This is a genomic window from Amnibacterium endophyticum (genome assembly GCF_042680685.1).
GTDB classification, from domain to species: Bacteria; Actinomycetota; Actinomycetes; order Actinomycetales; family Microbacteriaceae; genus Amnibacterium; species Amnibacterium endophyticum.
Genome location: NZ_JBHUEA010000010.1, coordinates 76384 through 102450, shown reverse-complemented (window position 1 = coordinate 102450; position 26067 = coordinate 76384). Strand labels below are relative to the sequence as shown.

The following is a 26067-nucleotide window of genomic DNA, read 5'->3' as shown; positions in this document are numbered from 1 at the left end:
TGCACGCTGTTGAGTTCTCAAAGATCGACCACCCATCCCCCGCCCGACTCACGCCAGACGACCAGAGGTGCCTCGATGATCTTCGGCCGGCCCCTGAGGGCCTCGACCAGATCCGCCACCACTGTGGCCCGGAGAGCCTTGCTCATCCGTTCGTCGCAGTGACAAGAGAAGACATTACGTGCCCGGCGGGCGCTTCGCAACCTGCGCGAAACACACGGGCGTGTCGCGCTCCTGAGCCCCTCCAGGGAGCCGCTGACACGCGCTTCTCGGCGCCGAACGGCGCGTCGGAGCGCGCGAACGGCACGGCTCGTGCGATCGCGCGCGAGCGGACCGAGGAGGGCCCGGGCTCCCGCGCCGAGGAGGGTCCGCCGTCGGGCGGGCGGGGTGCCCGGCCCGGCGCGACGACGTGTCGGCGCAGGCCGCCCAGGGAGGATCGCGGCGGGTGAGAACGCGGGGTCTCGGCGCCTCGGGCCGCCTCACCGGGACGCCGACGGCTGCCGTCCCTCGTCCTGGAAGGCCGGTCAGCCGGTCCCCCCACCAGCCCGAGGGTCACCCCGTGGCGCGGCCGGCTCGCATGAGGACCGGCGTCGCCGTCAGCGCCGGTGGGCCGCCGCGAGCGTGCGCTTGCCGCGTCGCAGGACCGCGACGCGGCCGTGCAGGAGGTCCTCCTCCGCCAGCACGGCGTCCTGGTCCTCGATCCGCCGGTTGTTCACCGACACCCCGCCCTGCGCGATCGCGCGCCGCGCCTCGCCGACCGACTTCGCCACGGTGCGGGACAGCAGCAGGTCGACGCGGTCCCCCGGCGCCGCCTCGGTGCCCGGCAGCTCCGCGACCGCCGCGAGCAGGGTGCCCTCGTCGATGCACGTCAGGTCGCCGGTGCCGAACAGCGCGGCCGACGCGTCGCGCGCCCCGTCCGCGGCCGCGTCCCCGTGGACCAGCGCGGTCACCTCCCACGCCAGCCGGCGCTGCGCCTCGCGCGCTCCCGGCCGTTCGACGCGGGCGCCCTCCAGGCGCTCGAGCTCGTCCCGGGTCAGGAACGTGAACGCCTTGAGCCGGTCGAGCACGTCGTCGTCCGTCGTGTTGAGCCAGAACTGGAAGAACGCGTACGGGGTCGTGAGCATCGGGTCGAGCCAGACGGCGTTGCCCTCGCTCTTGCCGAACTTGGTGCCGTCGCTGTTCGTGATCAGCGGGGTGCCGAGCGCGTGGACCGCCGCGCCCTCGGCGCGGTGCACCAGGTCCACCCCGGCGGTCAGGTTCCCCCACTGGTCGCTGCCGCCCGTCTGCAGGGTGCACCCCCTCGTGCGGAACAGCTGCAGGAAGTCGTAGGCCTGGAGGATCTGGTAGCTGAACTCGGTGTAGCTGATGCCGGCGTCGGAGTTCAGCCGGGCCGACACCGCGTCCTTCTTCAGCATGGTCCCCACGCGGAAGTGCTTGCCGACGTCGCGGAGGAAGTCGATCGCCGACAGCCCCGAGGTCCAGTCGAGGTTGTCGACCATCTCGGCCGCCCCGTCCCCGTCGAAGTCGAGGTACCGCTCGACCTGCTCACGGATCAGGCGCACGCGCTCCGCGACCTGCTCCTTCGACTGGAGCACGCGCTCCGCGGTCGGCCGGGGGTCGCCGATCAGTCCCGTCGAACCACCGACCAGGCCGACCGGGCGGTGGCCGGCGAGCTGCAGACGACGCAGCAGCAGGATCTGCAGCAGGTTGCCGAGGTGCAGGCTGGGCGCGGTCGGGTCGAACCCGCAGTAGGCGGTGAGGCCCCCGCCGGCGAGCGCCTCGGCGAGCGCGGCCTCGTCGGTCGAGACGTGGACGAGCCCGCGCCAGCGCAGCTCGTCCCACAGCGACGGGAACGACGCGTCGTTGTGCTGTCGGTCGAGCGCGGTCTTCGGCACGTGTGCGACGGTACCAGCGGGAGCGGAGGGCGCCCTGGCCGGACAAGGCCGAGGGCTTGATCTGGGCCCATCAAGTCGTGATACTTGATGGGTGTTCGTCCTCACGGTGGACCAGGTCGGCAGCCAGCAGGACGTCGACCGCGTCGGTGCGCTCGAGGACGACGCCGAGCGCTGGCGCGCGGCCGGTGCGGTGCTCGGGCCCGACCGCACCGCCGGCGACGAGTTCCAGCTCGTGCTCCCGGAGGCGGAGGCGGCGCTGCAGGCGGTGCTGGAGCTGACGCGCGACGCCGGGTGGAGCGTCGGCGTGGGGGTCGGCGGCGTCGCCGAGCCGCTGCCGGCGTCCACGAGGGAGGCGCGCGGGCCCGCGTTCGTCGCGGCGCGCGCCGCCGTCGAGGCCGCGAAGCGCGCGCAGCACCGGGTCGACGTGCGAGCCGACGACGAGACGGCGGCCGGCGACGCGACGGCGCTCCTGCAGCTGCTGCTCGACGTGCGCGCGCGGCGGTCCGAGGAGGGCTGGGCGGTCGCGGACCGGCTCCGGGCCGGGCTCACCCAGGCGCAGATCGCCGACGAGGAGGGCGTGACCCCGCAGGCGGTCAGCCAGCGGGCGCGCGCCGCGGGCATCCGGCTCGAGGAGGCGGCCGTGCCGGCGCTCGCGCGCCTGCTGGCGCGGCTCGACGGCGCGGCCTGACCCGTACCCTGGTCCGCCGTGGACGTCTACGGCCCGTACGGCCTGCTGGTCGCGCTGGGGTGGTTCCTGTTCGTGCTCTGCCCAGTCGCGGCGGCCGTCGCCGCGGTGCTCGCCTGGCGCCGCCCGAGCCGGCTGCTCACGATCCTCGCCGGAGCCCTGCTCGCGGTCTCGCTGCTCGCGGCCGCCCTCCCGGCGGTGCCGGCGCCGACGGTCGTCACGGCGATCACGACCGTCGCCGTGCTGGTCGCCGCGGTCGCCGGCGGCAGCCCCGCGGTGCGCCTGCTGCTCGACCGGGCGGTGGTCGACGAGCGCGAGGGCGCGAACGGCGGGGTCGTGGTCGGCGAGCGGGAGGTGCTGCGCGGCGGCGAGGTGATCGGCCTGCTCGAGCGGTTCGCGGTCGCGGGCGCGATCGTCGCCGGCGTGCCCGAGGCGCTCGCCGTGGTCATCGCGATCAAGGGCGTCGGCCGCTTCACCGAGCTCGAGAACGGCGCGGTGCGGGAGCGCTTCATCATCGGCACGCTGGGCAGCTGGATCTGGGCGGCCGCGGCGGCGGGCGTCGTGCTGCTGGTCCGCACCTGACCCGCGCCCGAGCCGGCTACCGCGCGGCGCCGGGACCGCGGGCGGCCCCCGCCGGTCGTCTGCGGCCGCCCGGCCGGTAGGCGGAGACGGTCGGGTCGCCGTCGATCCAGAACCGCCACGGGAAGCGGCCGCCGTCGCCGCCGTCGCCGGCGACCCCGACGCGCGGCCCCCGCACGGCCTCGGCCGGCTCCGGGGCGGGGTCGAGCGACCAGCCGCCGCCGCCGAGCAGGTCGGCGCCGTCGTCGGCGAGCGCGATGCCGAGCGCGACGACGAGCCTCGCGGGCCCCCGGGCCAGGTCCCGGTCCCGCGCTCCCCCGCGCCGCCGGAGCGCGAGGTCGTGCCCGGCGACGACCTCGCCCGCGCGCAGCAGGACCGCGCTCGCCGCCCCCTCGGGCCCGCAGACGACGTTCGCGCAGGTGTGCATCCCGTAGGTGAAGTACGCGTAGAGGTGCCCCGGCGGACCGAACATCGCCCGGTTGCGGGGGCGCTCGCCGCGGAAGGCGTGGGAGCCCGGGTCCTCCGCTCCCCCGTACGCCTCCACCTCGGTGAGCCGGACGGCGACCGGGCCGTCGTCCGTCGTGCGCGTGAGGACGGCGCCGAGCAGCAGCGGCGCCGCCTCCAGCGCGGGCCGCGCGAGCAGCGCGCGGTCGATCACCGCCCGTTCGGCGTCGTGAAGAGCGTCCCGGTCGCGATCGTGACGACGAGCGCGGCGACCACGACGAGGACCGCCACGACGACCACGGCGCGGACGAGCCACGCCGGGCCGGGGTCGCGGCGCGGCCGCTCGCTCACGGCAGGCGCTCCTTCGCGGCGCGGGCCTGCCGCGTGAGGCTCGCGAGCTGCTCGCGCACCCGCTCCGGCGCGGTGCCGCTGCGGCCCGTGCGGCTCGCGACCGAGCCCTCGACGGTGAGGACCCGCCGCACCTCCGGGGTGAGCGAGGGCGACACCGCCGCCATCTCCTCGTCGGTCAGGCCGTCGAGGTCCGTGCCGCGCGCCTCCGCGGCGGCCACGAGCGCACCGGTGATCTCGTGCGCGTCGCGGAAGGGCGTGCCCTCCCGCACCAGCCACTCGGCGACATCGGTGGCGAGCGAGAAGCCCTCGGGGGCGGACGCCGCCATCCGCTCGACGTCGAACCGGAGGGTGGCGACCAGGCCCGTCACCGCGGGCAGCAGCACCTCGAGGGTCGAGACCTGGTCGAAGACCGGCTCCTTGTCCTCCTGCAGGTCGCGGTTGTACGCGAGCGGCAGGCCCTTCAACGTCGTGAGCAGCCCCGTGAGGTCGCCGACGAGCCGGCCCGCCTTGCCGCGCGCGAGCTCGGCGATGTCGGGGTTCTTCTTCTGCGGCATGATCGACGACCCGGTCGACCAGGAGTCGTGCAGCCGGGCGAAGCCGACGTCGCGGGTCGACCAGAGGATCACGTCCTCCGCCAGGCGGGAGAGGTCGACCCCGATCATCGCGGCGACGAAGGCGAACTCGGCGACCACGTCCCGGGCGGCGGTGCCGTCGATCGAGTTCTCGACCGTGCGGGAGAACCCGAGGCGCTGCGCGACGAGGTCGTCGTCGAGCCCGAGGCTGCTGCCCGCGAGCGCGCCGGAGCCGTACGGCGAGGCGTCCGCGCGGCGGGCCCAGTCGCCGAGCCGGTCGAGGTCCCGCACCAGCGGCCAGGCGTGCGCCAGCAGGTGGTGCGCGAGCAGCACCGGCTGCGCGTGCTGGAGGTGCGTGCGGCCGGGGAGGATCGCCTCCGGGTGGGCCTCCGCCTGGCTCGCCAGCGCGTCGACGAGGTCGGTGACGGCGAGGCCGATGACCCGGGCGTGGTCGCGCAGGTAGAGGCGGATCAGCGTGGCGATCTGGTCGTTGCGGCTGCGGCCCGCGCGCAGCCGGCCGCCGAGCTCCGGCCCCGCCTCGGCGATGAGCGCCTGCTCGAGCGCCGCGTGCACGTCCTCGTCGTCGGGAGCCGGCGTGAGCGAGCCGTCGGCGACGCGCTCCCCGATCCGCTCGAGCGCGGCGGTGATCGCGGCCTCGTCCTCCGCCGTGAGCAGGCCGGCCGCCGCGAGCGCCGCGGCGTGCGCCCTCGACCCCGCGAGGTCGTAGGGCGCGAGCGCCCAGTCGAAGTGCGTGGAGCGCGAGAGCGCCGCGAGGGCGTCCGACGGGCCCTCGGCGAACCGGCCGCCCCACAGTGATCCGGCGTTGGTCGCGTGGCCCTGGTCGCTCATGTCGTCCTCCAGCGTACTGAGCGCCCCGTCGGCCCGGTCCGCCTCGCGGCTCGGCCCGGTCAGGCGCGCTCGAGCAGCCAGGCCAGCAGCGCCTTCTGGGCGTGCAGCCGGTTCTCCGCCTCGTCCCAGATCACGCTGCGCGGCCCGTCGATCACCTCGGGCGCGACCTCGTAGCCGCGGTCGGCGGGCAGGCAGTGCAGGAACACGGCGTCGTCCTTCGCGGCCGCCATCAGCGCCTCGGTCACCTGGTAGCCCGAGAGCGCCTCGATGCGGACGGCCTTCTCGTCCTCGCGGCCCATCGACACCCAGGTGTCCGTCACGACGACGTCGGCGCCCGCGACCGCCGCCTCGGGGTCGTGGGTGAGCACGACGGAGCCGCCGGTGCCCTCGGCGATGCGCCGCGCGTCGGCGACCACGGCCTCCGACGGCGCGTACGCCTCCGGGAAGCCGACCCGCACGTGCATGCCGGCGGTGGTGCAGGCGAGCAGGTAGCTGTGGACCATGTTGTCGGCGCCGTCGCCGACGAAGGCGACGGTGAGCCCCGCGAGCTCCCCCTTGTGCTCCCGGATCGTGAGCAGGTCGGCGAGCAGCTGGCACGGGTGGAAGTCGTCGGAGAGCGCGTTCACCACCGGCACGCGCGTGCCGGCAGCCATCTCCTCGAGGCCGGACTGGGCGTAGGTGCGCCAGACGATCGCGGCGACCATCCGCTCCAGCACGCGGGCGGTGTCCGCGGGCGTCTCCTTGCCGCCGAGCTGGCTGCTGGCGGTCGAGATGATCAGCGGGCTACCGCCGAGGTCGGCGACCCCGACGGCGAAGCTGACCCGGGTGCGCGTCGACGACTTGTCGAAGATCACCGCGACCGTCTGCGGGCCCTCGAGCGGGCGCCGGCCCCAGCGGTCCGCCTTCATCGCGGCGGCGAGGTCCAGCACCTCGGCCTGCTCGGCGGGGCTCAGGTCGTCGTCGCGGAGGAAGTGACGGGTCATGCGGGTCGGGCTCCTCGGTCGGTGGCGGGAGGAGCCAGGCTAGGGGCGCGAGCCGGGCGCCTGAAATCGGCCGCCGCTCGCCCGATCAGGCGCTGACGACCTCGGGCACGACGAGGTGCAGCGCGGCCGCGAGCCGGATGCCGAGGTACTCCTGGCCCTGCGGGGTCGGGTGCGCGGTCGCCGGGTCGATGACCGCGTCCGCCCGGTCCTCGGGGATCCAGTCCTGCTGCAGCATCGACACGTACGGCACGCCGATCGCCTTCGCCGCGCCCGCGATGATCTCGTCGACGCGGCGCTGGCCGGAGGTGACCGGCAGCGGGTCCGGCCCGGGCCCGAGCAGGACGAGCGCCGCGCCGGGGAAGCCGGACTGCAGGCGTGCCACCGTCTCGCGGACGGCGCCCGCGAGCGCGTCCAGGTCCTGGGAGCCGTCGTTGCTGCCGCCCTGGACGACCACGAGCTGCTCGTCGCCGTGCGCCGCTGCCGCGCGGTCCGGGTACGTCCTCGCGCCGGCGGGGTTGAGGTAGCCCGTGCCCGAGATCGCGTCGACCCGGACCGAGGAGCGGAGCACCCGAGCGGCCACCTGCCCGAGCGCGTCGTCCGGGTCCGCGTGCAGGCCCGCGGCCCACGAGTCGCCGAGCACGAACATGCTCGGGCCCCGCATCCCGTCCGCCGGTGCGGGCGGGAGCACGGCCGCGGCGGCGGAGTCGACGGCCGGGCCGGCCGGCCGTGCGGCGACCGCCCCCGCCCCGGCGAGCAGGCCGGCGGCGGCGGCCAGCCCCGCGCGTCGGGTCAGCCGGCGTGGTCGCGACGAGCTCATCGCACGATGATGCCCCTCGCCGTCTCGGGACCGGCCGCGTCGGGCCGGTCAGGCCGCGGCGAGCGCCGCCCCGAAGACCTCGGTGAAGAAGTCGACCTCCGCGTCGCCGACGATCAGCGGCGGCGCGATCCGCACCGAGGTCGGGTTGATCGGGTTCACGATCAGGCCCCGCTCGAGCGCCGCCGCCGCGATCGCGGGCGCCGCGCCGTCGACGGTGCCGACGCCGATCAGCAGGCCGCGGCCGCGGACCTCGGTGACGAGGGACGAGCCCATCCGCGTCACCGCGGTGCGGAGCTGCTCGCCGCGGCGCGCGGCGTTGCCGATCAGGTCGGCGCGCTCGATCTCGTCGAGCACGGCGTTCGCCGTCGCGGCCGCGAGCGCGTTGCCGCCGAAGGTGCTGCCGTGGTCGCCGCGCTGCAGCAGGCCGCTCGCCGCGCCGAACGTCACCATCGCGCCGAGCGGCACCCCGCCCGCGATGCCCTTGGCGATCGTCACCGCGTCGGGCAGCACCCCCTCGTGCTGGTAGTCGAACCAGGCCCCCGTGCGCCCGACGCCGGTCTGGATCTCGTCGACGACCAGCAGGGCGCCGTACTCGCGGGTGAGTTCCCGCGCCTCCCGCAGGTAGCCCTCGGGCAGCGGCACCACGCCGGTCTCGCCCTTGATCGGCTCGACGACCAGGGCCGCGACGTCGTCCCGCATCGCCTGCCGCAGCGCCTCCACCGTCGAGTCGAGGTGCTCGACGCCGCCGGGCAGCGGCAGGAACGGCTGCTGCATCGCCGGCTTGCCGGTGAGGGCGAGCGCGCCCATCGTGCGGCCGTGGAACGCGTTCTTCAGGGCGAGGATCCGCGGTCGCCCGGTGCGGCGCGCGAGCTTGAAGGCGGCCTCGTTCGCCTCGGCGCCGGAGTTGCCGAAGTAGACCCGGCCCTCCTCCCCCGCGCCCGTGATCCGCTTCAGCCGCTCGGCGAGCCCGAGCTGCGGCGCGGAGGCGAAGTAGTTGGAGACGTGCACGAACCGCGCGGCCTGCTCCGCGATCGCGGTGAGCACCACGGGGTGGGCGTGACCGAGGGAGTTCACCGCGATGCCGCCGAGGAAGTCGAGGTACCGGGTGCCCTCGTCGTCCCACACCCAGCAGCCCTCGCCGCGCTCGAGCAGGCGCAGCGGCGGCGCGTAGCTGCCCATCAGGTCGTGGGCGTGGCGCTCCCGCCAGCCCGCCCGCTGCTGCACGTCCGTCATGGGACCACCTCCGTGCCGATGCCGCTGCCGGTGAAGACCTCGAGCAGGACCGAGTGCGGCACCCGCCCGTCGATCACCGCCGCCTTGGGGACGCCGCCCTCGACCGCCTCGAGGCACGCCGTCATCTTGGGGATCATGCCCGACTCGAGCGACGGCAGCATCGCCGCGAGCTCGGTCGTGCCGATGCTGGAGACCAGGGAGTCGCGGTCGGGCCAGTCCGCGTAGAGGCCGGGGACGTCGGTGAGCACGACCAGCTTCTCGGCGCCGAGCGCCACTGCGAGCGCCGCGGCGGCGCTGTCCGCGTTCACGTTCAACGACTCCCCCGGCGCGTCCGCGTCCGGCGCGATCGTCGAGACGACCGGGATGCCGCCGGCGTCGAGCTGGGCGACCACGGCGGTCGGGTCGACCGCGACCACGTCCCCGACCCGGCCGAGGTCCGTCTCGACGCCGTCGACGAGGGCCGTGCGGCGCCGGCCGCTGAACAGGCCGCCGTCCTCGCCCGAGATCGCGGTCGCCAGCGGGCCGTGCAGGTTGATAGCCCCGACGAGGTCGCGGCTCACCTGCCCGGTCAGCACCATCCGGACGACCTCCATCACCTCGGGGGTCGTCACCCGGTAGCCGCCGCGGAACTCGCTCTCGATCCCGAGCCGGGTGAGCATCGCGCTGATCTGCGGCCCCCCGCCGTGCACCACCACGGGCCGGACGCCGACCGTGCGGAGGAAGACGACGTCCTCCGCGAAGGCGGCCGTCAGCTCGGGGCTGACCATCGCGTTGCCGCCGAACTTGACGACGATCACGCGCCCGGCGAACCGCGTGATCCACGGGAGGGACTCGACGAGCACGGCCGCCTTGGCGGCCGCCTCCTCCGGCGTCGTCGTCTGGACGGGCAGGCTCACGACGAGTAGGCCGAGTTCTCGTGCACGTAGTCGTGCGTGAGGTCGTTCGTCCAGAGCGTCGCCGCGTCGAGCCCCGCGTGCAGGTCGACGACGACGGACACCGCCCGATCGGTCAGGTCCACGAGGTCGCGCGGCTGGTCCGGCTGGCCCGCCCGGCAGACCCGCACCCCGTTCATCGCGACGTCGATGCCGAACGGGTCGAAGGCGGCGGACGTCGTGCCGACGGCCGCGAGGACCCGGCCCCAGTTGGGGTCGTTGCCGAACACCGCGGCCTTGAACAGGTTGCTGCGGGCGATCGCGCGGGCGACCTCGACGGCGTCCTCCTCGCTGGCCGCGGAGCGCACCTCGATCGTGACGTCGTGCGCGGCGCCCTCCGCGTCCGACTGCAGCTGCACCACGAGGTCGCGGCACAGGTCGGTGAGGGCCGCGGTGAACGCGGCCAGGTCCGGCGCGACGCCGCTCGCACCCGACGCGAGGAGCGTCACCTGGTCGTTCGTCGACATGCAGCCGTCGGAGTCGAGCCGGTCGAAGGTGACGCGGGTCGCCGTGCGCAGCGCGGCGTCGAGGTCGGCGGACTCGAGGTCCGCGTCGGTCGTGATGACGACGAGCATCGTGGCGAGGCCGGGCGCGAGCATGCCGGCGCCCTTCGCCATGCCGCCGATCGTCCAGCCGCCACCGGTGCGCACCGCCTGCTTCGGCCGGGTGTCCGTCGTCATGATCGCCCGCGCGGCCCGCTCGCCGCCGTCGGCCGAGAGCGCCTCGGCGGCGCGGCCGACCGCGCTCACCATCTTCGTGGAGTCGAGCTGCTCCCCGATCAGCCCCGTCGAGCAGACGAGCACGTCGCCCGGGGAGAGGTCGAGCGCCCGACCGGCGGCCTCCGCGGTCTCGTGGGTCGTCTGGAACCCGAGCATCCCCGTGTAGCAGTTCGCCCCGCCGGCGTTCAGCACGATCGCCGACACGACCCCGTCGGTGATGACCTGCTTGCTCCACATGATCGGGTTCGCGGTGCAGCGGTTGCTCGTGAACACGGCCGCGGCCGACGCGGACGGACCGCGGTTCACGACGAGGGCGACGTCCGGGCCCGGGCCGCTGCGCAGCCCCGCCTCGACCCCCGCCGCCTCGAAGCCTGCAGCTGCGGTCACGCTCATGGGGCCACTCCGTCGATGGGGAGGCCCGCCGACTCCGGCAGGCCGAGGGCGATGTTCGCCGACTGGATCGCGGCGCCGGCCGTGCCCTTCACCAGGTTGTCGAGCGCCGCGACGACGACCAGCCGGCCCGCCGCCTCGTCGACCGCGAGGCCGAGCAGCAGCGTGTTCGCGCCGAGCGCGTGCTCCACCGCCGGGAAGCGGCCGGCCGGCAGCAGCCGGACGAACCGCTCGCCGCCGTAGGCGCGCTCGTACGCGGCGCGCACCGCGGCCTCGTCGACTCCCGGAGCGAGGCGGGCGGTGCAGGTCGCGAGGATGCCGCGCGCCATCGGCACGAGCACCGGCGTGAAGGAGACGGAGCCGCGCACCCCGGTCACCTGCGCCAGGTTCTGCAGGATCTCGGGCGTATGGCGGTGCGTGCCGCCGACGGCGTAGGCGTGGGCGGAGCCGAGCAGCTCGCTCGCGGACAGGTCGGGGCGGCTCGAGCGGCCGGCGCCGGAAGGCCCGACGGCGAGCACCGCCACGAGGTCGTCGGGGCCGACGAGCCCCTCGGCGACGGCCGGCGCGAGCGCGAGCGACACCGCCGACGCGTTGCAGCCCGGCGCCGCGATCCGCTTCACCCCCGCGAGGCGGTCGCGCTGGGCGCCGCCCGCGACCGGCAGCTCGGGCACGCCGTACGGCCAGGCCCCGTGCCACGGCCCCGGGTAGAAGGCCCGCCAGTCGGCCTCGTCGGCCAACCGGTGGTCCGCGCCCGCGTCGACCACCAGGACGTCGTCGCCCAGCTGCTCGGCGAGCGCGCCCGACTGCCCGTGGGGCAGGGCGAGGAAGACGACGTCGTGGCCCGCGAGCACCTCGGGCGTCGTCTCCTGGAGCACGAGGTCCGCGCAGGAGGCGAGGTGCGGCTGCACGTCCCCGACCCGCGAGCCGGCGCTCGAGTGCCCGGTCGCCGTCACGACGTCGAGGTCCGGGTGCCCGGCGAGCAGGCGGAGCAGCTCGCCGCCCGCGTAGCCGCTGGCACCGGCGACCGCCACCCGGAATCCCACCTGGGAACCCTACCGACCGCGCCCGGGCGGCTCCCCGGGCCGCCCGGCGCCGGTCACCCGCCGAGCACCGCCGCGGCGAAGCCGGCCGCCCGCAGCTGCAGCTCGACGATCCGGTCGTCGCGCGCCGCCTCCCGGTCGAACCCGGTGTAGGCGAGGGGCGGGAGGACGCGCACGTTGGCCGAGCACTGGAAGTCGCGGCAGACGAGCGTCCCGACCGTGTCGCCCCGGCGGCCCGCTGCGCCGGCACGCTTCGCGGCGTAGAAGACGACGTCGTTCGGCAGCCGGACGTCCTGGCACCAGGAGCACTGGGCCCGGGTGCGCGCGGTGGCCTCGGCCTGGCGCAGCAGCACCCCGACCGGTCCGTCGTCGGCGGGCAGGACGACGTAGGCGCGGCGGTCGCGCTTCGGGTCGCGCCAGCCGAGGTAGTCGAGCCGGTCCCAGGCGAGGTCGTCGAGGTCCGGCGGGGTCAGGTCGGCGAGCTCCTTGCGCGTCGTGTTGACGAACGACGTGAGGAGACCCGCCCGGTCGAGGGCGTGCATGCGGGTGTTCGCTTCCGGGAGCGGGCGCGGCGGAGCCGCGCGGGAACGGGTGGAGGTGTCGTCGGCGGCTCAGGCCGCCGTGCCGGCGGACGTGCCGCCGACGACCCCCTGCCGCGCCACCGGCGCCTGCGCGATCCCGTTCACGAGCGCGAGCCTACGCCGCCTACTCCCGCAGGCGCGCTCCGGTGCGCTCCGCCGCGAGCGCCACCCCGGCCTCCTTCGCCGCGGTCGCCTCCTTCGCCTTCAGCGTGCGGTCCGTCGCCCGGAAGCGCAGCGCGAAGGTGAGCGACTTGGTCCGCTCCGGCAGGCCGGCACCGCGGTAGTCGTCCGTCAGCAGCGCTGCCTCGAGCAGCTCGCCCGCGCCCTCGACGACCGCGGCCCGCACGGCCTCCGCCGGCACCGCCTCGTCGACGACGAGCGACAGGTCCTGCGTCGCGGCGGGCATCGCGGAGATCGGGTGGAACTCCACCGTGCGCGGCGCCGCGGCGATCAGCGCGACGACGCCGATCGCGACGGCCGCCACCCGGCCGGGCACGTCCTCGGTCGCGTCGGGGTGCAGCTCGCCGGCGACGCCGATGCGGACGTCGCCGACCAGCACCGCCGCGGTGCGCGTCGGGTGGAAGCCGGGCGCGGTCGCCTGCTCCAGCCGGACCTCGGCGCCGACGGCCGCGGTGACCCGGCGCGCCGCGTCGATCGCGTCGCGCCAGTCCACCGGCTGCGCGGGCAGGCCCGGCTGCCGCGGCGCCCGGTCGCCCGCGAGGACGACCGCGACGTGCTGCGGCTGCGGCGGCAGGTCCTCCGACAGCCGGGCGAGCATCGCGGGGGCGGGCCGCGCCCCGATCGGCGGCAGCTCGGCCGTGCCGTAGCGGCCCCCCGCGACGGGCAGGAAGACGGCGCCCGTCTCGTAGAGGGCGAGGTCGGTCAGCCCGCGGGCGCGGTTGCGCCGCAGCGCGTCGAGCAGCCCGGGCAGCAGCGTGCGCCGCAGCAGCGGCGCGGTCGCGTCGAGGGGGTTCGCGACGCGCATCGCCTCCCCCGGCGCGAACCGCTCCTGGTCCGCCTCGGAGACGAGCGGGTACGTCTGGATCTCGACGGCGCCGCCGGCGGCGAGCACCTGCCCCACGGAGCGGCGGAGGCGCTGCGTCCGGGTCAGGCCGCGCCCGGGCGGGGCGGTCGGCAGCTCGGACGGGATGCGGTCGTAGCCGACGACCCGGACGACCTCCTCGATCACGTCGACGTCCTCGGCGAGGTCGGGGCGCCAGGTCGGCGGGACGACGAGCAGGCCCTCCTCCCCGTCCTCGACGCCGCAGCCGAGCGCCGCGAGCGCGTCGCGCACCTCGGCGTCGGTGGCGACGACGCCGGTGCGGCGCAGCACGGCGCCGGGGGCGAGCAGGACCGCGCGCGGTGCGGGAGCCGTCTCGAGCCAGGTCTGGCCGGGGTCGGCGGTGCCGCCGGCGTGCTCCACGAGCAGGTCGACGACCCGCTGCGCGGCGGCGCGGGCGATCGCGGGATCGACACCGCGCTCGAACCGGCGGCTCGCCTCGGACGGCAGGCGGTGCCGCCGGGCGGTGCGCCCGATCGAGACCGGGTCGAAGTTCGCGGCCTCCACCACGACGTCCGTCGTGGTGGAGGACAGCTCGGTGGTCGCGCCGCCCATCACCCCGGCGAGACCGATCGCGCCGGAGCCGTCGGTGATGACGAGGTCCTCGGCGTCGAGGGTGCGGGCGACGCCGTCGAGCGTCGTCAGCGCCTCCCCCGGCCGCGCGCGCCGGACGCCGAGGGCGGGCCCGCCCGAGCCGGACGAAGGACCGGAGAGCCGGGCCAGGTCGTAGCCGTGGATCGGCTGCCCGAGCTCCACCATCACGTAGTTGGTGATGTCGACCGGCAGCGAGATCGAGCGGATCCCGGCGAGCCGCAGCCGGGCCGCCATCCAGTCGGGGGTCGTCGCGGCCGGGTCGATGCCGCGGACGACGCGGGTGACGAAGACCGAGGCGCCGACGCGCCCGCGGATCGGTGCGGCGTCGTCCACGACGACGGGCACGGGGCCCTCGGTCGCGTCCGGCGGCGTCACGGCGGCGGCGGGGTCGCGGAAGGCGGCGCCGGTCGAGGCGCCGTACTCGCGCGCGATCCCGCGGATCGACAGGGCGTAGCCCCGGTCCGGGGTGACGTTGATCTCGACGGCGGTGTCGTCGAGACCGAGCAGCGCGATCGCGTCGGTGCCGACCTCCGGGTCGAGGCCCAGCTCCGTCAGCCGCAGGATGCCGCCCGCCGACGCGGGCGCCGTCTCGTCGGGCAGGCCGAGCTCGCGCGCCGAGGCGATCATGCCGTCGGAGACGTGCCCGTAGGTCTTCCGCGCCGCGATGGGGAACAGCCCGGGCAGCACTGCGCCCGGCAGGGTGACGACGACCTTGTCGCCGGGGAAGAAGTTGCCGGCGCCGCACACGATGCCGTGCACGTCCTCACCGCCGTCCGCGGCGTGCTCGCCCTCGGGAGCGACGCGGACGCGGCACCAGCGGATCGTCTTGCCGTTTTTCTGCGGCTCGGCCGTGAAGTCGAGCACCTCGCCGACGACGACCGGGCCGGTCAGGTCGCCGCCGTGGACGGTCTCCTCCTCGAAGCCGACGCGCACGAGGGCCTCGTGCAGCGTCTGCGGCGTCGTGCCGGCGGGCAGGTCGGCCCACTCCGCGAGCCAGGACAGCGGGACCCTCATGACGTCACCTCTCGCGGATCCGTGCGGACGGCGGGGCTCATCGGGAGACCACGCCCCACTGGCGGGCGAAGCGGACGTCGCCCTCGATCATGTCGCGCATGTCGGTCAGGCCCTCGGCGAACTGGAGCGTCCGCTCGATGCCGAGGCCGAACGCGAAGCCCTGGTACTCGGCGGGGTCCACGCCCGCCGCGCGGAGCACGTTCGGATGCACCATGCCGCAGCCGCCCCACTCCACCCATCGGGCGCCGCCCTTCGCGTTCGGCTGCCAGACGTCCATCTCCGCCGACGGCTCGGTGAAGGGGAAGAAGTTCGGGCGCAGCCGGATCCGCGCGGCGTCGCCGAACATGATCCGCGCCAGGTGCTCGAGGGTGCCGCGAAGGTGCGCCATCGTCAGCCCGCGGTCGATCGCGAGGCCCTCGAACTGCGTGAAGACGGGCAGGTGCGTCGCGTCGACCTCGTCCGTCCGGTACACGCGGCCCGGCGCGAGCACGTAGACGGGGGCGCCGCGCTCGATGAGCGTCCGCACCTGCACGGGCGAGGTCTGCGTCCGCATCACCAGGTGCGCGCCCAGCGGCTCGACGAAGAGGGTGTCCTGCGGACTGCGCGCGGGGTGGTCCGGGTCGATGTTCAGCGCGTCGAAGTTGAACCACTCGTGCTCGAGCTCGGGGCCGTCGGCGATCTCCCAGCCCATCCCGACGAAGACGTCCTCGACTCGCTCGCGGACGATCGTCAGCGGGTGGCGGGCGCCGACCGCGTCGCGCACGGGCGCGGCCGTGACGTCGACGCGCTCCGCCTCGAGCAGCGCCTCCCGCTCCGCGACCGCGAGGACGCCCTCGCGGTCCGCGACGGCGGCGTTCACCCTGGCGCGCGCCTGCCCGACGAGCCGGCCGGCCGCGGGCTTCTCCTCGTTCGGCAGCCCCTTCAGCGCGGCGTTCAGGCGCGCGAGCGCGCTCCCCTCGCCCGTGTGGGCGATCCGGGCCGCCTTCAGGTCGGCGGTGGTCCCGGCGGCGGCCACGGCGGCGAGCGCGTCGGCGACGGCCTCGTCCACCGCCCCCTCGGTCAGGTGCATCGACACGGCGGTCGAGTCTATGGAGGTGCCGCCACGAGGGCGGAACCCGCGGAACGCCGCGTGCAGCCGCTCGGCGCTACTGTGCGCGGGAAGCACCCCTGTGAGGAGCACCCCGTGCCGCTGATCGAACGACCTCGGACCGGGCCGTCGGCCACCGCCCTCGCGCGCAGCCCGCTGCCGCCCGAGCGCCTGCTGCCGCTCGTGGCCGACCATCCGCTGCCCCGCATGTTCGACCGGTGGGGTCCGTTCCCCGCCGTCGAGCGCGTCGATGGGCAGGACGGGGCCTGGGACGCCGTCGGCAAGTCGCGGACGCTCCGGCTCGGCGACGGCGGCGCGGTCACCGAGACGCTCGTCGAGTTCGAGGCCGGGCGCTGCTTCGCCTACGAGCTGACGGGCTTCAGCGACGTCTTCGACCGGCTGGTGCGCGGGGTGCGGGGCGACTGGGGCTTCGAGCCGGACGGCACCGGCACGATCGCGCGCTGGACGTGGGAGTTCGCACCCCGGTTCGGTCGCGGCCTGCTCGTGCGCCTGGTCGTCGCACCGCTCTGGCGCATCAACATGCAGCGGATGATGACCGCCGCGGTGCGGGAGCTCTCGCGCTGACAGCGCCCGCCGCGGCCCGCGCCAGCAGCGCGGCGCGAACCCGCTCGTTCGCGGCGCGCTCCGCGGCCTCCGCGAACGCGGCGCCCGCCTCGCTCGAGCGGCCAGCCCTGCTGAGCAGCTCCGCCCGGACCGCCGGGACGAGGTGGCCGCCGCGCAGCGCGCCCTCGGCGGCGAGCTCCTCCACGAGGCGCAGGCCGGCCTCGGGACCGTCCGCCATTCCGACCGCGACGGCGCGGTTCAGGCGGACGACCGCGTTCGGCGCGATCGCGAGCAGCCGGTCGTAGAGCCGCACGATCGCGCGCCAGTCGGTGCGCGCCGCCGAGGGGGCGATCGCGTGCTGCTCGGCGATCGCCGCCTGCAGCGCGTACGGACCCAGGGGTGCCGCACGGGCGAGCGCCGCGCGCCCGCGCTCGATCTGGGCGCGGTCCCACCGCGTCCGGTCCTGGTCCTCCAGCAGCACCGGCGAGCCGTCGGAGGCGCGGCGAGCCGGGAACCGGGACGCCTGCAGCTCCATGAGCGCGAGGAGCCCGTGCACCTCGGGCTCGCCCGGCGCGAGCGAGGCCAGCACGCGGCCGAGCCGCAGGGCCTCGCCGGCGAGCTCCGGCCGCATCCACTTGTCACCGCTCGTCGCCGCGTAGCCCTCCGTGAACATCAGGGACACGACGACGAGCACGCTGTCGAGGCGCGCGGGCCACTCCGCCTGGTCCGGCGGCTCGAAGGGCAGGCCGGCCAGGGCCTTCTTCGCCCGGGTGGTGCGGGCCTGCACGGTCGGGACCGGCACGAGCAGCATCCGGGCCACCGCCTCGGCGGACAGGCCGCCGACCACGCGCAGCGTCAGCGCGACCCGCGACTCCCGCGACAGCACCGGGTGGCAGGCGGTGAACAGGAGCCGGAGCAGGTCGTCGGGGATCGGGGACCACTCGTCGTCGGCGACCTCCTCGAGGTCCCGCGCGATCGCCCGGTGGCGCGCGTCCAGCCGCTCGCGCCGCCGCCAGCCGTCGATCGCGCGCCGCTTCGCCACGGCGGTGAGCCAGGCGCCCGGGTTGGCGGGCGAGCCGGTCGACGGCCACCGCTCGAGCGCCTCGGCGACCGCCTCCTGCGCGACGTCCTCCGCGAGGCCGAGGTCGCCCGTGGTGCGCGCGAGGGCGCCCACGATGCGGGCGCCCTCGATGCGCCAGACGGCCTCGACCTCGCGGGCGACGTCGGTCACGCGCTCAGCCGATGCCGTCCGCGCGCCACTGCCGCTCCTTCTGCAGGTACTCGTTGTCCTCGTGCCCCGCGAAGTCGCTCTCGTCGGTGACGCGGCGCACCTCGATCTTGTTGCCGCGCGTCAGCGGCGCCCGCTTCGCCCACTCGACGGCCTCCTGGAGACTGCCCGCCTGGATGGTCCAGAACCCGTTGAACAGCTCGTGCGCCTCGCCGTACGGGCCGTCCGTGACGATCGGCGCCTCGCCGGTGAACTCGACCACCGAGCCCTGCGCGGCGTCGGAGAGGCCGTCGCCCGCGAGCAGCACGCCCGCCTCGATCATCGCCTCGTTGTACTTCCCCATCGCGGTGATCACCGCGTCGAAGTCCATCTCGTCGAACGACTGCTCCGAGCCGCTGTTGCGCATGATCAGCATGTACTTCGCCATCGTGTCCTCCTGGAGACCGGGGTGCGGGTCGCACCCTCCTGCCTACACGTCGAGCGGGGAGGCGCGCGATCGACATCGATCGCGGACGGATCTCAGCGGCGCTGGGCGAAGGCGGAGGCGTACAGGCAGACCGAGGCCGCAGTGGCGAGGTTCAGCGACTCGGCGGCGCCGTAGATCGGCACCGCGAGCGTGCGGTCGGCGAGCGTCCGGGCCTCGGCCGAGAGGCCGTGCGCCTCGTTGCCGAACAGCCACGCGGTCGGGCCGGCGAGGTCCGCGCTCGGCAGCGGCTCGCCGTGCATGTCCGCGGCCGTGAGCACGAGGCCCGCCTGCCGCACCGCCTCCGCGGCCGACTGCAGGTCGGCGCCCGTCGACACCCGCAGGTGGAAGATCGAACCGGTCGTCGCGCGCACCACCTTCGGGTTGTACGGGTCGACGGACGAGCCGGTGAGGATCACGGCGTCCGCGCCCGCGGCGTCCGCGGCCCGGATGATCGCGCCCGCGTTGCCCGGGTCGCGCACCTCGTCGAGCACGACGACGAGCCGGGTGCCCGGCTCGAAGGCGTCGCGGAGCCGCACCGGCGTCTGCCGACCGACGGCCAGCACCCCCTGCGGGGTGCGGGTGTCCGCCATCGCGGCGAGCGCGGCGTCCGAGGCGAACTCGACGTCGATGCCCGCGGCGCTCGCCGCCTCCGCGATGCCCGGGTGGCGCTCGAAGCCCTCGGACGTGAAGTACAGCTCCTCGATCGTGTCCGCGGCGTGCGCCACGGCCTCGCGCACCACCTGCGGGCCCTCGAGCAGCGCGAGCCCGGTCGCCTCGCGCTCCGGGCGCTGCTTCAGACGCGCGACGCGCTTCACGGTCGGGTTCTTCGTCGACTCGATCACGGGGACCTCCTGGAGACATGGAACGAGCCCGGTCCGTGGACCGGGCTCGTTCGCGACGCGGACGTGCGTCAGGCGGTGGCGGGCGCCGAGGTGTCGGCGGGCAGCGCGGCCTTCGCCGTCGCCACCAGGCCTGCGAACGTCGCGGGCTCGTTCACCGCGAGCTCCGCGAGGATGCGGCGGTCGACCTCGACACCGGCCAGGGTCAGGCCCTGGATGAACCGGTTGTAGGTGAGGCCGTTCGCGCGGGACGCCGCGTTGATCCGCTGGATCCACAGGCGGCGGAAGTCGCCCTTGCGCTGACGGCGGTCGCGGTAGGCGTAGACGAGCGAGTGGGTGACCTGCTCCTTCGCCTTGCGGTAGAGGCGGGACCGCTGACCGCGGTAGCCCTCGGCGCGCTCGAGGACGACCCGACGCTTCTTGTGCGCGTTGACGGCGCGCTTGACCCTGGCCATTGCTTACTCCTTCAGGTCCGTGTCGGGCTTACTTGCCGAGCAGCTTCTTGACGTGCTTCGCCTGGGGCGCCGCCACCTGGGCGTCACCGGTCAGGCGGCGCGTCAGCCGGCTCGACTTGTGCTCGAAGTTGTGGCGCTTGCCGGCCTGGGCCTTCATCACCTTGCCGCTGCCGGTGATCTTGAACCGCTTCTTGGCACCGGAGTGCGTCTTCTGCTTCGGCATCACTGCTCCTGGGATGTCGGGGCGTCGCCCGCACCGGTGGGTGCGGGGGTGTTGTTGTTCCGGGCCGCCGCGCGCTTCGCGTTCTGCTCCGCCTTCGCGTCGACCTTGCTCTTGACCGGGCCGATGACCATCACCATGTTGCGACCGTCGATCGTGGGGTTCGATTCGACGTTGCCGAACTCGCGGACGTCCTCCGCGAAGCGGGCCAGGAGGCGCACGCCCTGCTCGGGACGCGACTGCTCGCGGCCGCGGAACAGGATCATCGCCTTGACCTTGTCGCCGTCCTTGAGGAAGCCCTCCGCACGCTTGCGCTTGGTCTCGTAGTCGTGCGAGTCGATCTTCAGGCGGAAGCGGACCTCCTTGAGGACCGTGTTCGCCTGGTTGCGACGCGCCTCCTTGGCCTTCTGCGCGTTCTCGTACTTGAACTTCCCGTAGTCCATGATCTTGACCACCGGGGGGCGGGAGTTCGGGGCGACCTCGACCAGGTCGAGGTCCGCCTCGCGGGCAAGCCGCAGTGCGCTCTCGATGGGGACGATGCCGACCTGCTCCCCCGCGGGTCCGACCAGGCGGACCTCGGGCACTCGGATGCGGTCGTTGGTACGGGGATCGCTGATGCGCTGCTCCAAACAGTCGTGGTTTCTGTACTTCGAAGGACCACAACCGGCGAGCGCGCAGAAGGATTCCGAAGCGCGGCCGGGACGGACCCGTTCTGCACGCCTCTCGCACCCCGTCGCCCCGGTCGCCCGGAGGGAGGTGCCTGGACCTCGCCGCCCTGTCAGAGGTCGGGCGGGAGGTGGGATCGCTCCACTTGCACACCGGGCCGAGGCCCGGAACCGCAGCAGTGTAGCAGGCGCCGCGCCCGGCGGTCGAGGAGTCCTCGGGCGGAGGACCCACGACGGGGTGGAGGACGACACACCGGATCCCGTCCTCCACCCGCGCGCGGATCCTCCCGGCGGACGGGTTCCGGTCCTCCCCAGCCCCGCGAATCGGTGATCCTCGCACCGGAGGCGCGGAGGGACGCCGCCGGAGGGCCCTGCTCGCGATCATGCCGCGTCATGACGACCTTCTGGACCACTTGCGAGCTGCGCGGCCTCGGCAAGTCCGCGCACGAGATCCGGCAGGCCGCTGCCGCCGGCCGCATCGAGCCCGTCCGCCGCGGGCACTGGGTGGTCCCCGGCGCCGCGGCGGAGGTGGTCCGCGCAGCGCGCGTCGGCGGCGTCGCGACCGCGACGACGGCCTCGCGGGCGCTCGGGCTCTGGACCCCACCGGACCCCGAGCCCGGCGGCGACTCGTTCCGTCGCCGCCGCGACCGGCTGCAGGTCGCCGTCGCGAGCAGCTGCAGCCGTCTTCGGGACCCCGACGACGCGACCCGGTCCCTCGGCGTCCGACGCGACGTGGTCGTCCACTACGTGGCTCCCGATCTGCTGGCGGGGACCGGACGCACGCGCATCGCGGGTCCGCTGCTCCTGCTCTCCCACGTCTTCACCACGCAGCCGCCCGAGCGGGCCCTCGCCGTGCTGGACTCCGCGCTCCACCTCCGCCGCATCGGCGAGCGCGACCTGCCCGCGCTGGCGGCCCTGCTCCCCGCTCACCTGCGCCCGGTGCTGCTGGCGGCGGACGGGCGCGCCGATTCCGGGATCGAGACGATCGTCCGCCACCTGCTGCGCATGCGCGGGCTGAGGATCGAGGTGCTGCCGCGGCTCGACGGCATCGGCGAGGTCGACCTGCTCGTCGAAGGTCGGCTGATCATCGAGTGCGACGGCCGGGAGTTCCACGACGACGACGAGGCCTTCGAGCGGGACCGCGGGCGAGACCTGCGCGCGGCCCAGGGGCGCTACCGCGTGCTGCGGCTGACCTGGCCGCAGGTGCTGTTCGCCTGGGCCGAGGTGGAGGAGGCGGTGTTCGCGGCGCTCGCGAGCTGAAGCGGCGGACGCGGAACCGGGAGGAGGACGAGAAGACCGGATCCGTCCTCCTCCCCGTCATCCGTCCTCCACCCCGGCACGCGGGAGGATGGGGGCGTGAGCTTCACGTACGACGACGGGGTGCCCGGGGAGGCGGAGGCCGCGGACGCGCCCGACGCCGTGGCCGATGCGACGCGCGACATCGCGGACGTGCCCGCGGTCGAGGTGATCGGCGCGGCCGCCGTGCACCTGATGAGCGCGGCCGCGGTCAAGTGCGGGCTCGCGGACGACCCGGACGGGCAGCGCGACCTCGACGAGGCCCGCAAGCTGATCCAGGCGCTCGCCGGGCTCATCACCGCGGCCGCGCCCGAGATCAGCGACAGCCATGCCCGCCCGCTGCGGGACGGCCTGCGCAGCCTGCAGCTCGCCTTCCGCGAGGCCTCGACCGTGCCGGATCCCATCGGCAAGGGGCCCGGCGAGAAGTGGACCGGACCGGTCACCTGACCGGCGGGAGCGCCTCAGCCCCCGCCCGCCGCGGACGCCGAGATCCTCAACCCACCCGGGCGGCGCTCCGCTCGGCGGGCGGCACCCAGCCGATCGCCGGGGCCACGTGCTTCGCGACCGTCTCGAGCAGCCGGGCGTTGTACTCGACGCCCAGCTGGTTCGGCACCGTCAGCAGCAGCGTGTCCGCCGCCTGCACGGCCGCGTCCTGCGCCAGCTGCTCCGCGATCCGGTCCGGCTCCCCCGCGTAGGTCTTCCCGAAGCGGGCGTTGCCGCCGTCGAGCCAGCCGACCTGGTCCTCGCCGTCGACCTCGCCGCCGAAGTAGAGGCGGTCGACGTCGGACGTGATCGGCATGACGCTGCGGCTCACCGACACCCGCGGCTCGCGCGCGTGCCCGGCCTCGCGCCAGGCGTCGTGGAAGATCGCGATCTGCTCGGCCTGCAGCTCGTCGAACGGCACGCCCGTGTCCTCCGTCAGCAGGGTCGAGGACTGCATGTTCAGACCCTGCTCGGCGACCCACCGGGCGGTGCCGCGGGTGCCGCTACCCCACCAGATGCGCTCGCGCAGCCCGGGGGCCTGCGGCTGCACCGACAGGCCCTGCGAGACGCCGGTCATGCGCGGGTCGGAGGCGACGACCCCGGCGCCCTCGATCGCGGCGAGGAAGAGCTCGAGCTTGTGCCGGGCCAGGTCGGCGTCGGTCATGCCCTCGGGCGGCACGAAGCCGAACGCGTGCGCGCCGTTCAGCGCCGGCTCGGGCGACCCCCGGCTCACGCCGAGCTGCAGCCGGCCGCCGGAGATCAGGTCCGCGACCGCGGCCTCCTCGGCCATGTAGAGCGGGTTCTCGTACCGCATGTCGATGACGCCCGTGCCGAGCTCGATGCGGCTCGTCCGCGCCCCCATCGCCGCGAGCAGCGGGAAGGGCGCCGACAGCTGCGGCGCGAAGTGGTGGACGCGCACCGACGCGTTGTCGATGCCGATCTCCTCCGCCGCGACCGCGAGCTCGATGGTCTGACGCAGGGTGTCGGCCGCCGAGGGGGTCTGCGAGCCGCGCACGGCGCCCCAGTGCCCGAACGAGAGGAACCCGATCCGCTTCTGTGACATGTCAACAGTGTACGACGGCGGGCCGGGACCTGCAGCATCGGTGCATGGCCGATCTCGTCTACTTCCAGCCGTGCAGCCTCGATCTGCGGATCGCGGACGCGCACGGCGACTTCTCCTGGGCGGAGCCGACCGAGCAGGTGCACGCGTTCGCGAACGAGGTCGCCCGGCGCACGCCGACGCAGGTGCTCGGCCGGCGCATGTGGGAGGTGATGCGGTTCTGGGAGTCGATGCCGGACGAGGACGGCGTGATGGGCGAGTTCGGCCGCCTCTGGCGATCGGCCGACAAGGTCGTGGTCTCGACGACGCTGGACGCCGTCGACACGGCTCGGACGGAGCTGGTCCCGCGCTTCGACGCGGACGACCTGCGGCGGCGGAAGGCGGCGGCGACCGCGGACCTCGCGATCGGCGGCGCGACCCTGGCCGCCGCGGCGCTGGAGGCCGGCCTGATCGACGAGATCCACCTGCTCGTCGCGCCGGTGGTCGTCGGGTCAGGGCCGCGCGCGCTGCCGGACGGCGTCCGGATCGACCTGGACCTCGTGGAGCCGCACTCCTTCGACGGCGGCTGGACGTCGCTGCGCCACCGGGTGCGGAGCGCCCGATGAGGCGCAGGCGCGACGACCGGGCGCCGAGGATCGGTCCCGTCGACCCGCAGCGGCTCGACACCGGCTCCGCCGACGACGTGGTCGCGGGCGCCCGGCTCGACGGCCTGCTGATCGAGGGCCTCGACCTGGCCGGCTCGGATCTCGCCGGGCTCGCGCTCGACGAGTGCCGGTTCGGGCCGGCGCTGCTCGACGACGCCCGGCTCGACGGCCTCCGCGCCACCGACAGCGTGCTCGAGCGCGTCACCGGCACCGCGGTCCGGGCCCGCGGCACGACGCTGCGCGACGTGCGGCTCGAGGGCTGCCGGTTCGGGGCCGCGGAGTGGTTCGACGCGCAGTGGGACCGCGTGAACCTCGACGGGTGCCGCATCGACTACCTGTCGCTCGCGGACTCGAGGCTCACGGACGTGCTGCTGACGGGCTGCACGCTGGGCGAGCTCGACCTGCGCGGCGCGACCGTCCGCCGGCTCGCGCTGACGGACTGCCGGGTCGCGGACCTGTCGCTCGCCGGCGCCGACCTGCAGCACCTCGACCTGCGCGGGGCCGAGCTCGAGCGCATCGACGGCGTGCTCGCGCTGCGCGGCGCGATCGTGTCGGAGGAGCAGCTGGTGCGGCTCGCGCCGCTGCTCGCCGAGGCGGTCGGCGTCGAGGTCGGCTAGAGCGACGACGCGGCGAAGGTGTCGCAGCGCTGCGGGTCCCCCGAGTCGAAGCCGCGCTCGAACCAGCGCTGCCGCTGCTCCGACGTGCCGTGCGTGTAGGAGCCGGGGTCGGCCCGCCCGCCGCCCAGCTCGCGCTGGATGAAGTCGTCGCCGATGCGGCCCGCGGTGTCGAGAGCCGCGTCGACGTCGTCCTGCGTCACCGACTCGATCAGCGGCGACCCCGACCCGTCCGGAGTCGTGGTGGCGTGGTGCGCCCACGTGCCCGCGTAGCAGTCCGCCTGCAGCTCGAGGCGCACGCTGCCGCTGGTCGGCCCCGCCTCGCCCTGGCGCACGCGTGCCTCGGTGCCGAGCAGGTCCTGGACGTGGTGGCCGTACTCGTGGGCGAGCACGTACGCATTCACGAACGTGCCGCCCTCGGCGCCGAACCGGTCGCGCAGCTCCTGGAAGAACGACAGGTCGACGTAGACCAGCCCGTCGGCGGGGCAGTAGAACGGGCCGGTGCCCGAGGAGGCGCTCCCGCAGCCGGTGCCGGTCGATCCGGAGAAGAAGACGGTGTCGGTGTCCTGGTAGCGAGCGCCGAGCGCATCGGCCCAGTAGTCCTGGATCGACTGGATGGAGGCGACCGCGGCGCACTCCTCGCTGGCGTTCGCGTCCCGGCCCGTGCGGCAGGAGTCCGCCAGCTGCGAGCCGTCGGCCCGCTCGCCGGACTGCAGGCCGTCGAGGACCGGGCCCAGCTCGCGGGCCGCGTCACCGCCGGCGCCCCCGGTCCCGCCGAGCACGTTCAGCAGCAGCACGACGATCAGCCCGACCACCCCGAGCCCGCCGCCGCCGAGTGCGATCGCCCGGCCGCCGCCGCGCCGGTCCTGCACCTCGCCGGAGTCGATCCGGGCGTCGTCGCGGAAGCGCACGGCGGCCTCAGCGCGCCTGGCCGGTGGAGGCCGACGTGCCGCCGTCGACCGGCAGCACCGCCCCCGTGATGTAGGCCGCGTCGTCGCTCGCGAGGAACAGGACCGCCGGCGCGACGTCCTCCGGCCGCCCCGGGCGGCCGAGCGCGACCCGGTCGACGACCTTCGCCATCGCCTGGTCGTCGTCGGCCACCGCGGCCGTCATGCCGGTCACGGTGAACGCCGGCGCGACGGCGTTCACCCGGACGCCGCGAGCGCCCCAGTCGAGCGCGAGCGAGCGCACGAAGCCGTGGACCGCGTGCTTCGTCGCGTTGTACGCCGCCTGCCCCCAGTCGCCCCGGTCCCCGCTGGCGCTGCCGACCGCGACGAGCGAGCCCCGGGACCGCTCGAGGTGCGGCAGCGCCGCCTGCGCCAGGTGCAGGAACCCGTCGACGTTGGTGGAGCGCAGCCGCTCCCAGTCGGCGATCGCGAGGTCCGCGAGCTCGCCGCCGGCGTAGGCCGCCGCGTTGCTGACGACCACGTCGACGCCGCCGAACCCCTCCGCGACGGCCTCGACCATGCGCCGGGCGTCCGCCGCCGCGCCCACGTCGCCGACGACCGCGATCGCGCGCCCCTCGGGTGCGCCCTCGATCGTCCGCTCGAGCGGCTCCCGCCGCCGTCCCGCCACGGCGACGCGGGCGCCGTCGTCCAGGAAGGCCCGGGCGATGGCCGCCCCGATGCCGCTGCCGCCGCCGGTGACCAGCACCGACCTGCCCTCCATGCCGTACCGGTTCGCCGCCACGGCCGCGATCCTGGCGGATCCG

The 26067-nt window shown here is 75.2% G+C and carries 29 protein-coding genes; 7 read left to right on the top strand and 22 right to left on the bottom strand.

The annotated features are described in order from the left end of the window. Positions 1-593: 593 nt before the first annotated feature. Positions 594-1892, bottom strand: coding sequence for a tyrosine--tRNA ligase (gene tyrS / locus ACFSBI_RS08370; protein ID WP_377933901.1), 1299 nt, complete (start codon positions 1890-1892; stop codon positions 594-596). A gap of 91 nt (positions 1893-1983) precedes the next feature. On the opposite strand from tyrS, the gene ACFSBI_RS08365 reads away from it, so the two are divergent. Both ACFSBI_RS08365 and ACFSBI_RS08360 read left to right on the top strand, forming a co-directional pair. After that, positions 1984-2580, top strand: a complete 597-nt coding sequence (locus ACFSBI_RS08365; RefSeq protein ID WP_377933899.1) for a DNA-binding protein — start codon at positions 1984-1986, stop codon at positions 2578-2580. 18 nt (positions 2581-2598) lie between these two features. Then, entirely contained in the window at positions 2599-3159 is a 561-nt protein-coding gene (locus ACFSBI_RS08360; protein WP_377933897.1) for a hypothetical protein, read from the top strand. A 16-nt stretch (positions 3160-3175) separates the two neighbouring features. On the opposite strand, the gene ACFSBI_RS08355 is transcribed toward ACFSBI_RS08360, so the two are convergent. The 12 genes from ACFSBI_RS08355 to pheS form a co-directional block, all read right to left on the bottom strand. Beyond that, positions 3176-3814, bottom strand: a complete 639-nt coding sequence (locus tag ACFSBI_RS08355) for a DNA-3-methyladenine glycosylase (RefSeq protein WP_377933895.1) — start codon at positions 3812-3814, stop codon at positions 3176-3178. Then, entirely contained in the window at positions 3811-3951 is a 141-nt protein-coding gene (locus ACFSBI_RS08350; protein WP_377933893.1) for a hypothetical protein, read from the bottom strand. Before ACFSBI_RS08350 ends, ACFSBI_RS08355 begins: the two co-directional genes overlap by 4 nt. Then, complete coding sequence (argH, locus tag ACFSBI_RS08345) at positions 3948-5372, bottom strand: argininosuccinate lyase (RefSeq protein WP_377933891.1); 1425 nt, start codon at positions 5370-5372, stop codon at positions 3948-3950. Before argH ends, ACFSBI_RS08350 begins: the two co-directional genes overlap by 4 nt. Positions 5373-5431: 59 nt before the next feature. Next, entirely contained in the window at positions 5432-6355 is a 924-nt protein-coding gene (argF, locus tag ACFSBI_RS08340; RefSeq protein WP_377933889.1) for an ornithine carbamoyltransferase, read from the bottom strand. A gap of 85 nt (positions 6356-6440) precedes the next feature. Next, a complete protein-coding gene (locus ACFSBI_RS08335) occupies positions 6441-7172 on the bottom strand; it encodes an SGNH/GDSL hydrolase family protein (protein ID WP_377933887.1) in 732 nt (243 codons plus the stop codon). A 48-nt stretch (positions 7173-7220) separates the two neighbouring features. Continuing rightward, complete coding sequence (locus tag ACFSBI_RS08330; RefSeq protein ID WP_377933885.1) at positions 7221-8405, bottom strand: acetylornithine transaminase; 1185 nt, start codon at positions 8403-8405, stop codon at positions 7221-7223. Further along, positions 8402-9301, bottom strand: coding sequence for an acetylglutamate kinase (argB, locus tag ACFSBI_RS08325; RefSeq protein ID WP_377933883.1), 900 nt, complete (start codon positions 9299-9301; stop codon positions 8402-8404). Before argB ends, ACFSBI_RS08330 begins: the two co-directional genes overlap by 4 nt. Continuing rightward, positions 9298-10449: a bifunctional glutamate N-acetyltransferase/amino-acid acetyltransferase ArgJ gene (gene argJ, locus ACFSBI_RS08320; protein ID WP_377933881.1), complete on the bottom strand. Its 1152-nt coding sequence runs from the start codon at positions 10447-10449 to the stop codon at positions 9298-9300. Before argJ ends, argB begins: the two co-directional genes overlap by 4 nt. Then, complete coding sequence (argC, locus tag ACFSBI_RS08315) at positions 10446-11489, bottom strand: N-acetyl-gamma-glutamyl-phosphate reductase (RefSeq protein WP_377933879.1); 1044 nt, start codon at positions 11487-11489, stop codon at positions 10446-10448. The genes argJ and argC overlap by 4 nt, the downstream gene beginning before the upstream one ends. A gap of 53 nt (positions 11490-11542) precedes the next feature. Continuing rightward, positions 11543-12028 carry an FBP domain-containing protein gene (locus tag ACFSBI_RS08310; RefSeq protein WP_377933877.1) on the bottom strand — a complete coding sequence of 162 codons (486 nt, stop codon included), beginning with the start codon at positions 12026-12028 and terminating at the stop codon, positions 11543-11545. Between the two features lie 163 nt (positions 12029-12191). Further along, positions 12192-14735, bottom strand: coding sequence for a phenylalanine--tRNA ligase subunit beta (gene pheT / locus ACFSBI_RS08305; protein WP_377933875.1), 2544 nt, complete (start codon positions 14733-14735; stop codon positions 12192-12194). 37 nt (positions 14736-14772) lie between these two features. After that, a complete protein-coding gene (pheS, locus tag ACFSBI_RS08300) occupies positions 14773-15804 on the bottom strand; it encodes a phenylalanine--tRNA ligase subunit alpha (protein ID WP_377933913.1) in 1032 nt (343 codons plus the stop codon). Positions 15805-15918: 114 nt separating this feature from the next. Between pheS and ACFSBI_RS08295 the strand changes: the two genes are divergently transcribed. Further along, positions 15919-16407, top strand: coding sequence for an SRPBCC family protein (locus ACFSBI_RS08295; protein ID WP_377933873.1), 489 nt, complete (start codon positions 15919-15921; stop codon positions 16405-16407). Here the strand turns inward: ACFSBI_RS08295 and ACFSBI_RS08290 are convergent. The 6 genes from ACFSBI_RS08290 to infC all read right to left on the bottom strand — a co-directional run bounded on the left by ACFSBI_RS08290 (position 16358) and on the right by infC (position 20178). After that, positions 16358-17617, bottom strand: a complete 1260-nt coding sequence (locus tag ACFSBI_RS08290; protein WP_377933871.1) for an RNA polymerase sigma factor — start codon at positions 17615-17617, stop codon at positions 16358-16360. The genes ACFSBI_RS08295 and ACFSBI_RS08290 overlap by 50 nt on opposite strands. Before the next feature lie 4 nt (positions 17618-17621). Further along, on the bottom strand, positions 17622-18041 hold the full coding sequence (locus tag ACFSBI_RS08285) for a YciI family protein (RefSeq protein WP_377933869.1): 420 nt from the start codon (positions 18039-18041) through the stop codon (positions 17622-17624). Positions 18042-18133: 92 nt separating this feature from the next. Further along, a complete protein-coding gene (locus ACFSBI_RS08280; protein WP_377933866.1) occupies positions 18134-18922 on the bottom strand; it encodes a TrmH family RNA methyltransferase in 789 nt (262 codons plus the stop codon). A gap of 68 nt (positions 18923-18990) precedes the next feature. Continuing rightward, on the bottom strand, positions 18991-19374 hold the full coding sequence (gene rplT / locus ACFSBI_RS08275; RefSeq protein ID WP_377933864.1) for a 50S ribosomal protein L20: 384 nt from the start codon (positions 19372-19374) through the stop codon (positions 18991-18993). Between the two features lie 28 nt (positions 19375-19402). Continuing rightward, the gene (rpmI, locus tag ACFSBI_RS08270; RefSeq protein ID WP_377933863.1) at positions 19403-19597 is read right to left on the bottom strand and encodes a 50S ribosomal protein L35; all 195 of its coding nucleotides are present in this window, start codon (positions 19595-19597) and stop codon (positions 19403-19405) included. Next, entirely contained in the window at positions 19597-20178 is a 582-nt protein-coding gene (gene infC, locus ACFSBI_RS08265; protein WP_377933861.1) for a translation initiation factor IF-3, read from the bottom strand. The genes rpmI and infC overlap by 1 nt, the downstream gene beginning before the upstream one ends. A 474-nt stretch (positions 20179-20652) precedes the next feature. Here infC and ACFSBI_RS08260 point away from each other — a divergent pair, with 474 nt between their 5' ends. Continuing rightward, positions 20653-21519 (top strand): endonuclease domain-containing protein, encoded by an 867-nt coding sequence (locus ACFSBI_RS08260; protein WP_377933859.1) that lies wholly within the window; start codon positions 20653-20655, stop codon positions 21517-21519. Between the two features lie 120 nt (positions 21520-21639). Further along, positions 21640-22002, top strand: a complete 363-nt coding sequence (locus ACFSBI_RS08255; protein ID WP_377933911.1) for a DUF1844 domain-containing protein — start codon at positions 21640-21642, stop codon at positions 22000-22002. A 46-nt stretch (positions 22003-22048) separates the two neighbouring features. Here the strand turns inward: ACFSBI_RS08255 and ACFSBI_RS08250 are convergent, their stop codons facing one another. Further along, entirely contained in the window at positions 22049-23101 is a 1053-nt protein-coding gene (locus ACFSBI_RS08250; RefSeq protein WP_377933857.1) for an LLM class flavin-dependent oxidoreductase, read from the bottom strand. Between the two features lie 44 nt (positions 23102-23145). On the opposite strand from ACFSBI_RS08250, the gene ACFSBI_RS08245 reads away from it, so the two are divergent. Then, complete coding sequence (locus ACFSBI_RS08245; protein WP_377933855.1) at positions 23146-23703, top strand: dihydrofolate reductase family protein; 558 nt, start codon at positions 23146-23148, stop codon at positions 23701-23703. Continuing rightward, positions 23700-24359, top strand: coding sequence for a pentapeptide repeat-containing protein (locus tag ACFSBI_RS08240; protein ID WP_377933853.1), 660 nt, complete (start codon positions 23700-23702; stop codon positions 24357-24359). The genes ACFSBI_RS08245 and ACFSBI_RS08240 overlap by 4 nt, the downstream gene beginning before the upstream one ends. Here ACFSBI_RS08240 and ypfJ read toward each other — a convergent pair. Together ypfJ and budC are read right to left on the bottom strand one after the other, a co-directional pair. Further along, on the bottom strand, positions 24356-25267 hold the full coding sequence (ypfJ, locus tag ACFSBI_RS08235; RefSeq protein WP_377933851.1) for a KPN_02809 family neutral zinc metallopeptidase: 912 nt from the start codon (positions 25265-25267) through the stop codon (positions 24356-24358). The genes ACFSBI_RS08240 and ypfJ overlap by 4 nt on opposite strands. A gap of 7 nt (positions 25268-25274) precedes the next feature. Then, a complete protein-coding gene (gene budC, locus ACFSBI_RS08230; RefSeq protein ID WP_377933849.1) occupies positions 25275-26045 on the bottom strand; it encodes a meso-2,3-butanediol dehydrogenase in 771 nt (256 codons plus the stop codon). Between the last annotated feature and the right edge of the window lie 22 nt (positions 26046-26067).

Bases quoted from the DNA above. Each gene is read 5' to 3' on its own strand.
- argH (WP_377933891.1), bottom strand. From the start codon at position 5,372: ATGAGCGACCAGGGCCACGCGACCAACGCCGGATCACTGTGGGGCGGC.
- argF (WP_377933889.1), bottom strand. From the start codon at position 6,355: ATGACCCGTCACTTCCTCCGCGACGACGACCTGAGCCCCGCCGAGCAG.
- ACFSBI_RS08335 (WP_377933887.1), bottom strand. From the start codon at position 7,172: ATGAGCTCGTCGCGACCACGCCGGCTGACCCGACGCGCGGGGCTGGCC.
- ACFSBI_RS08330 (WP_377933885.1), bottom strand. From the start codon at position 8,405: ATGACGGACGTGCAGCAGCGGGCGGGCTGGCGGGAGCGCCACGCCCAC.
- argJ (WP_377933881.1), bottom strand. From the start codon at position 10,449: ATGAGCGTGACCGCAGCTGCAGGCTTCGAGGCGGCGGGGGTCGAGGCG.
- ACFSBI_RS08310 (WP_377933877.1), bottom strand. From the start codon at position 12,028: ATGCACGCCCTCGACCGGGCGGGTCTCCTCACGTCGTTCGTCAACACG.
- pheT (WP_377933875.1), bottom strand. From the start codon at position 14,735: ATGAGGGTCCCGCTGTCCTGGCTCGCGGAGTGGGCCGACCTGCCCGCC.
- pheS (WP_377933913.1), bottom strand. From the start codon at position 15,804: ATGCACCTGACCGAGGGGGCGGTGGACGAGGCCGTCGCCGACGCGCTC.
- ACFSBI_RS08285 (WP_377933869.1), bottom strand. From the start codon at position 18,041: ATGGCGAAGTACATGCTGATCATGCGCAACAGCGGCTCGGAGCAGTCG.
- rplT (WP_377933864.1), bottom strand. From the start codon at position 19,374: ATGGCCAGGGTCAAGCGCGCCGTCAACGCGCACAAGAAGCGTCGGGTC.
- rpmI (WP_377933863.1), bottom strand. From the start codon at position 19,597: ATGCCGAAGCAGAAGACGCACTCCGGTGCCAAGAAGCGGTTCAAGATC.
- ACFSBI_RS08260 (WP_377933859.1), top strand. From the start codon at position 20,653: ATGACGACCTTCTGGACCACTTGCGAGCTGCGCGGCCTCGGCAAGTCC.
- ACFSBI_RS08250 (WP_377933857.1), bottom strand. From the start codon at position 23,101: ATGTCACAGAAGCGGATCGGGTTCCTCTCGTTCGGGCACTGGGGCGCC.
- ACFSBI_RS08245 (WP_377933855.1), top strand. From the start codon at position 23,146: ATGGCCGATCTCGTCTACTTCCAGCCGTGCAGCCTCGATCTGCGGATC.
- ACFSBI_RS08240 (WP_377933853.1), top strand. From the start codon at position 23,700: ATGAGGCGCAGGCGCGACGACCGGGCGCCGAGGATCGGTCCCGTCGAC.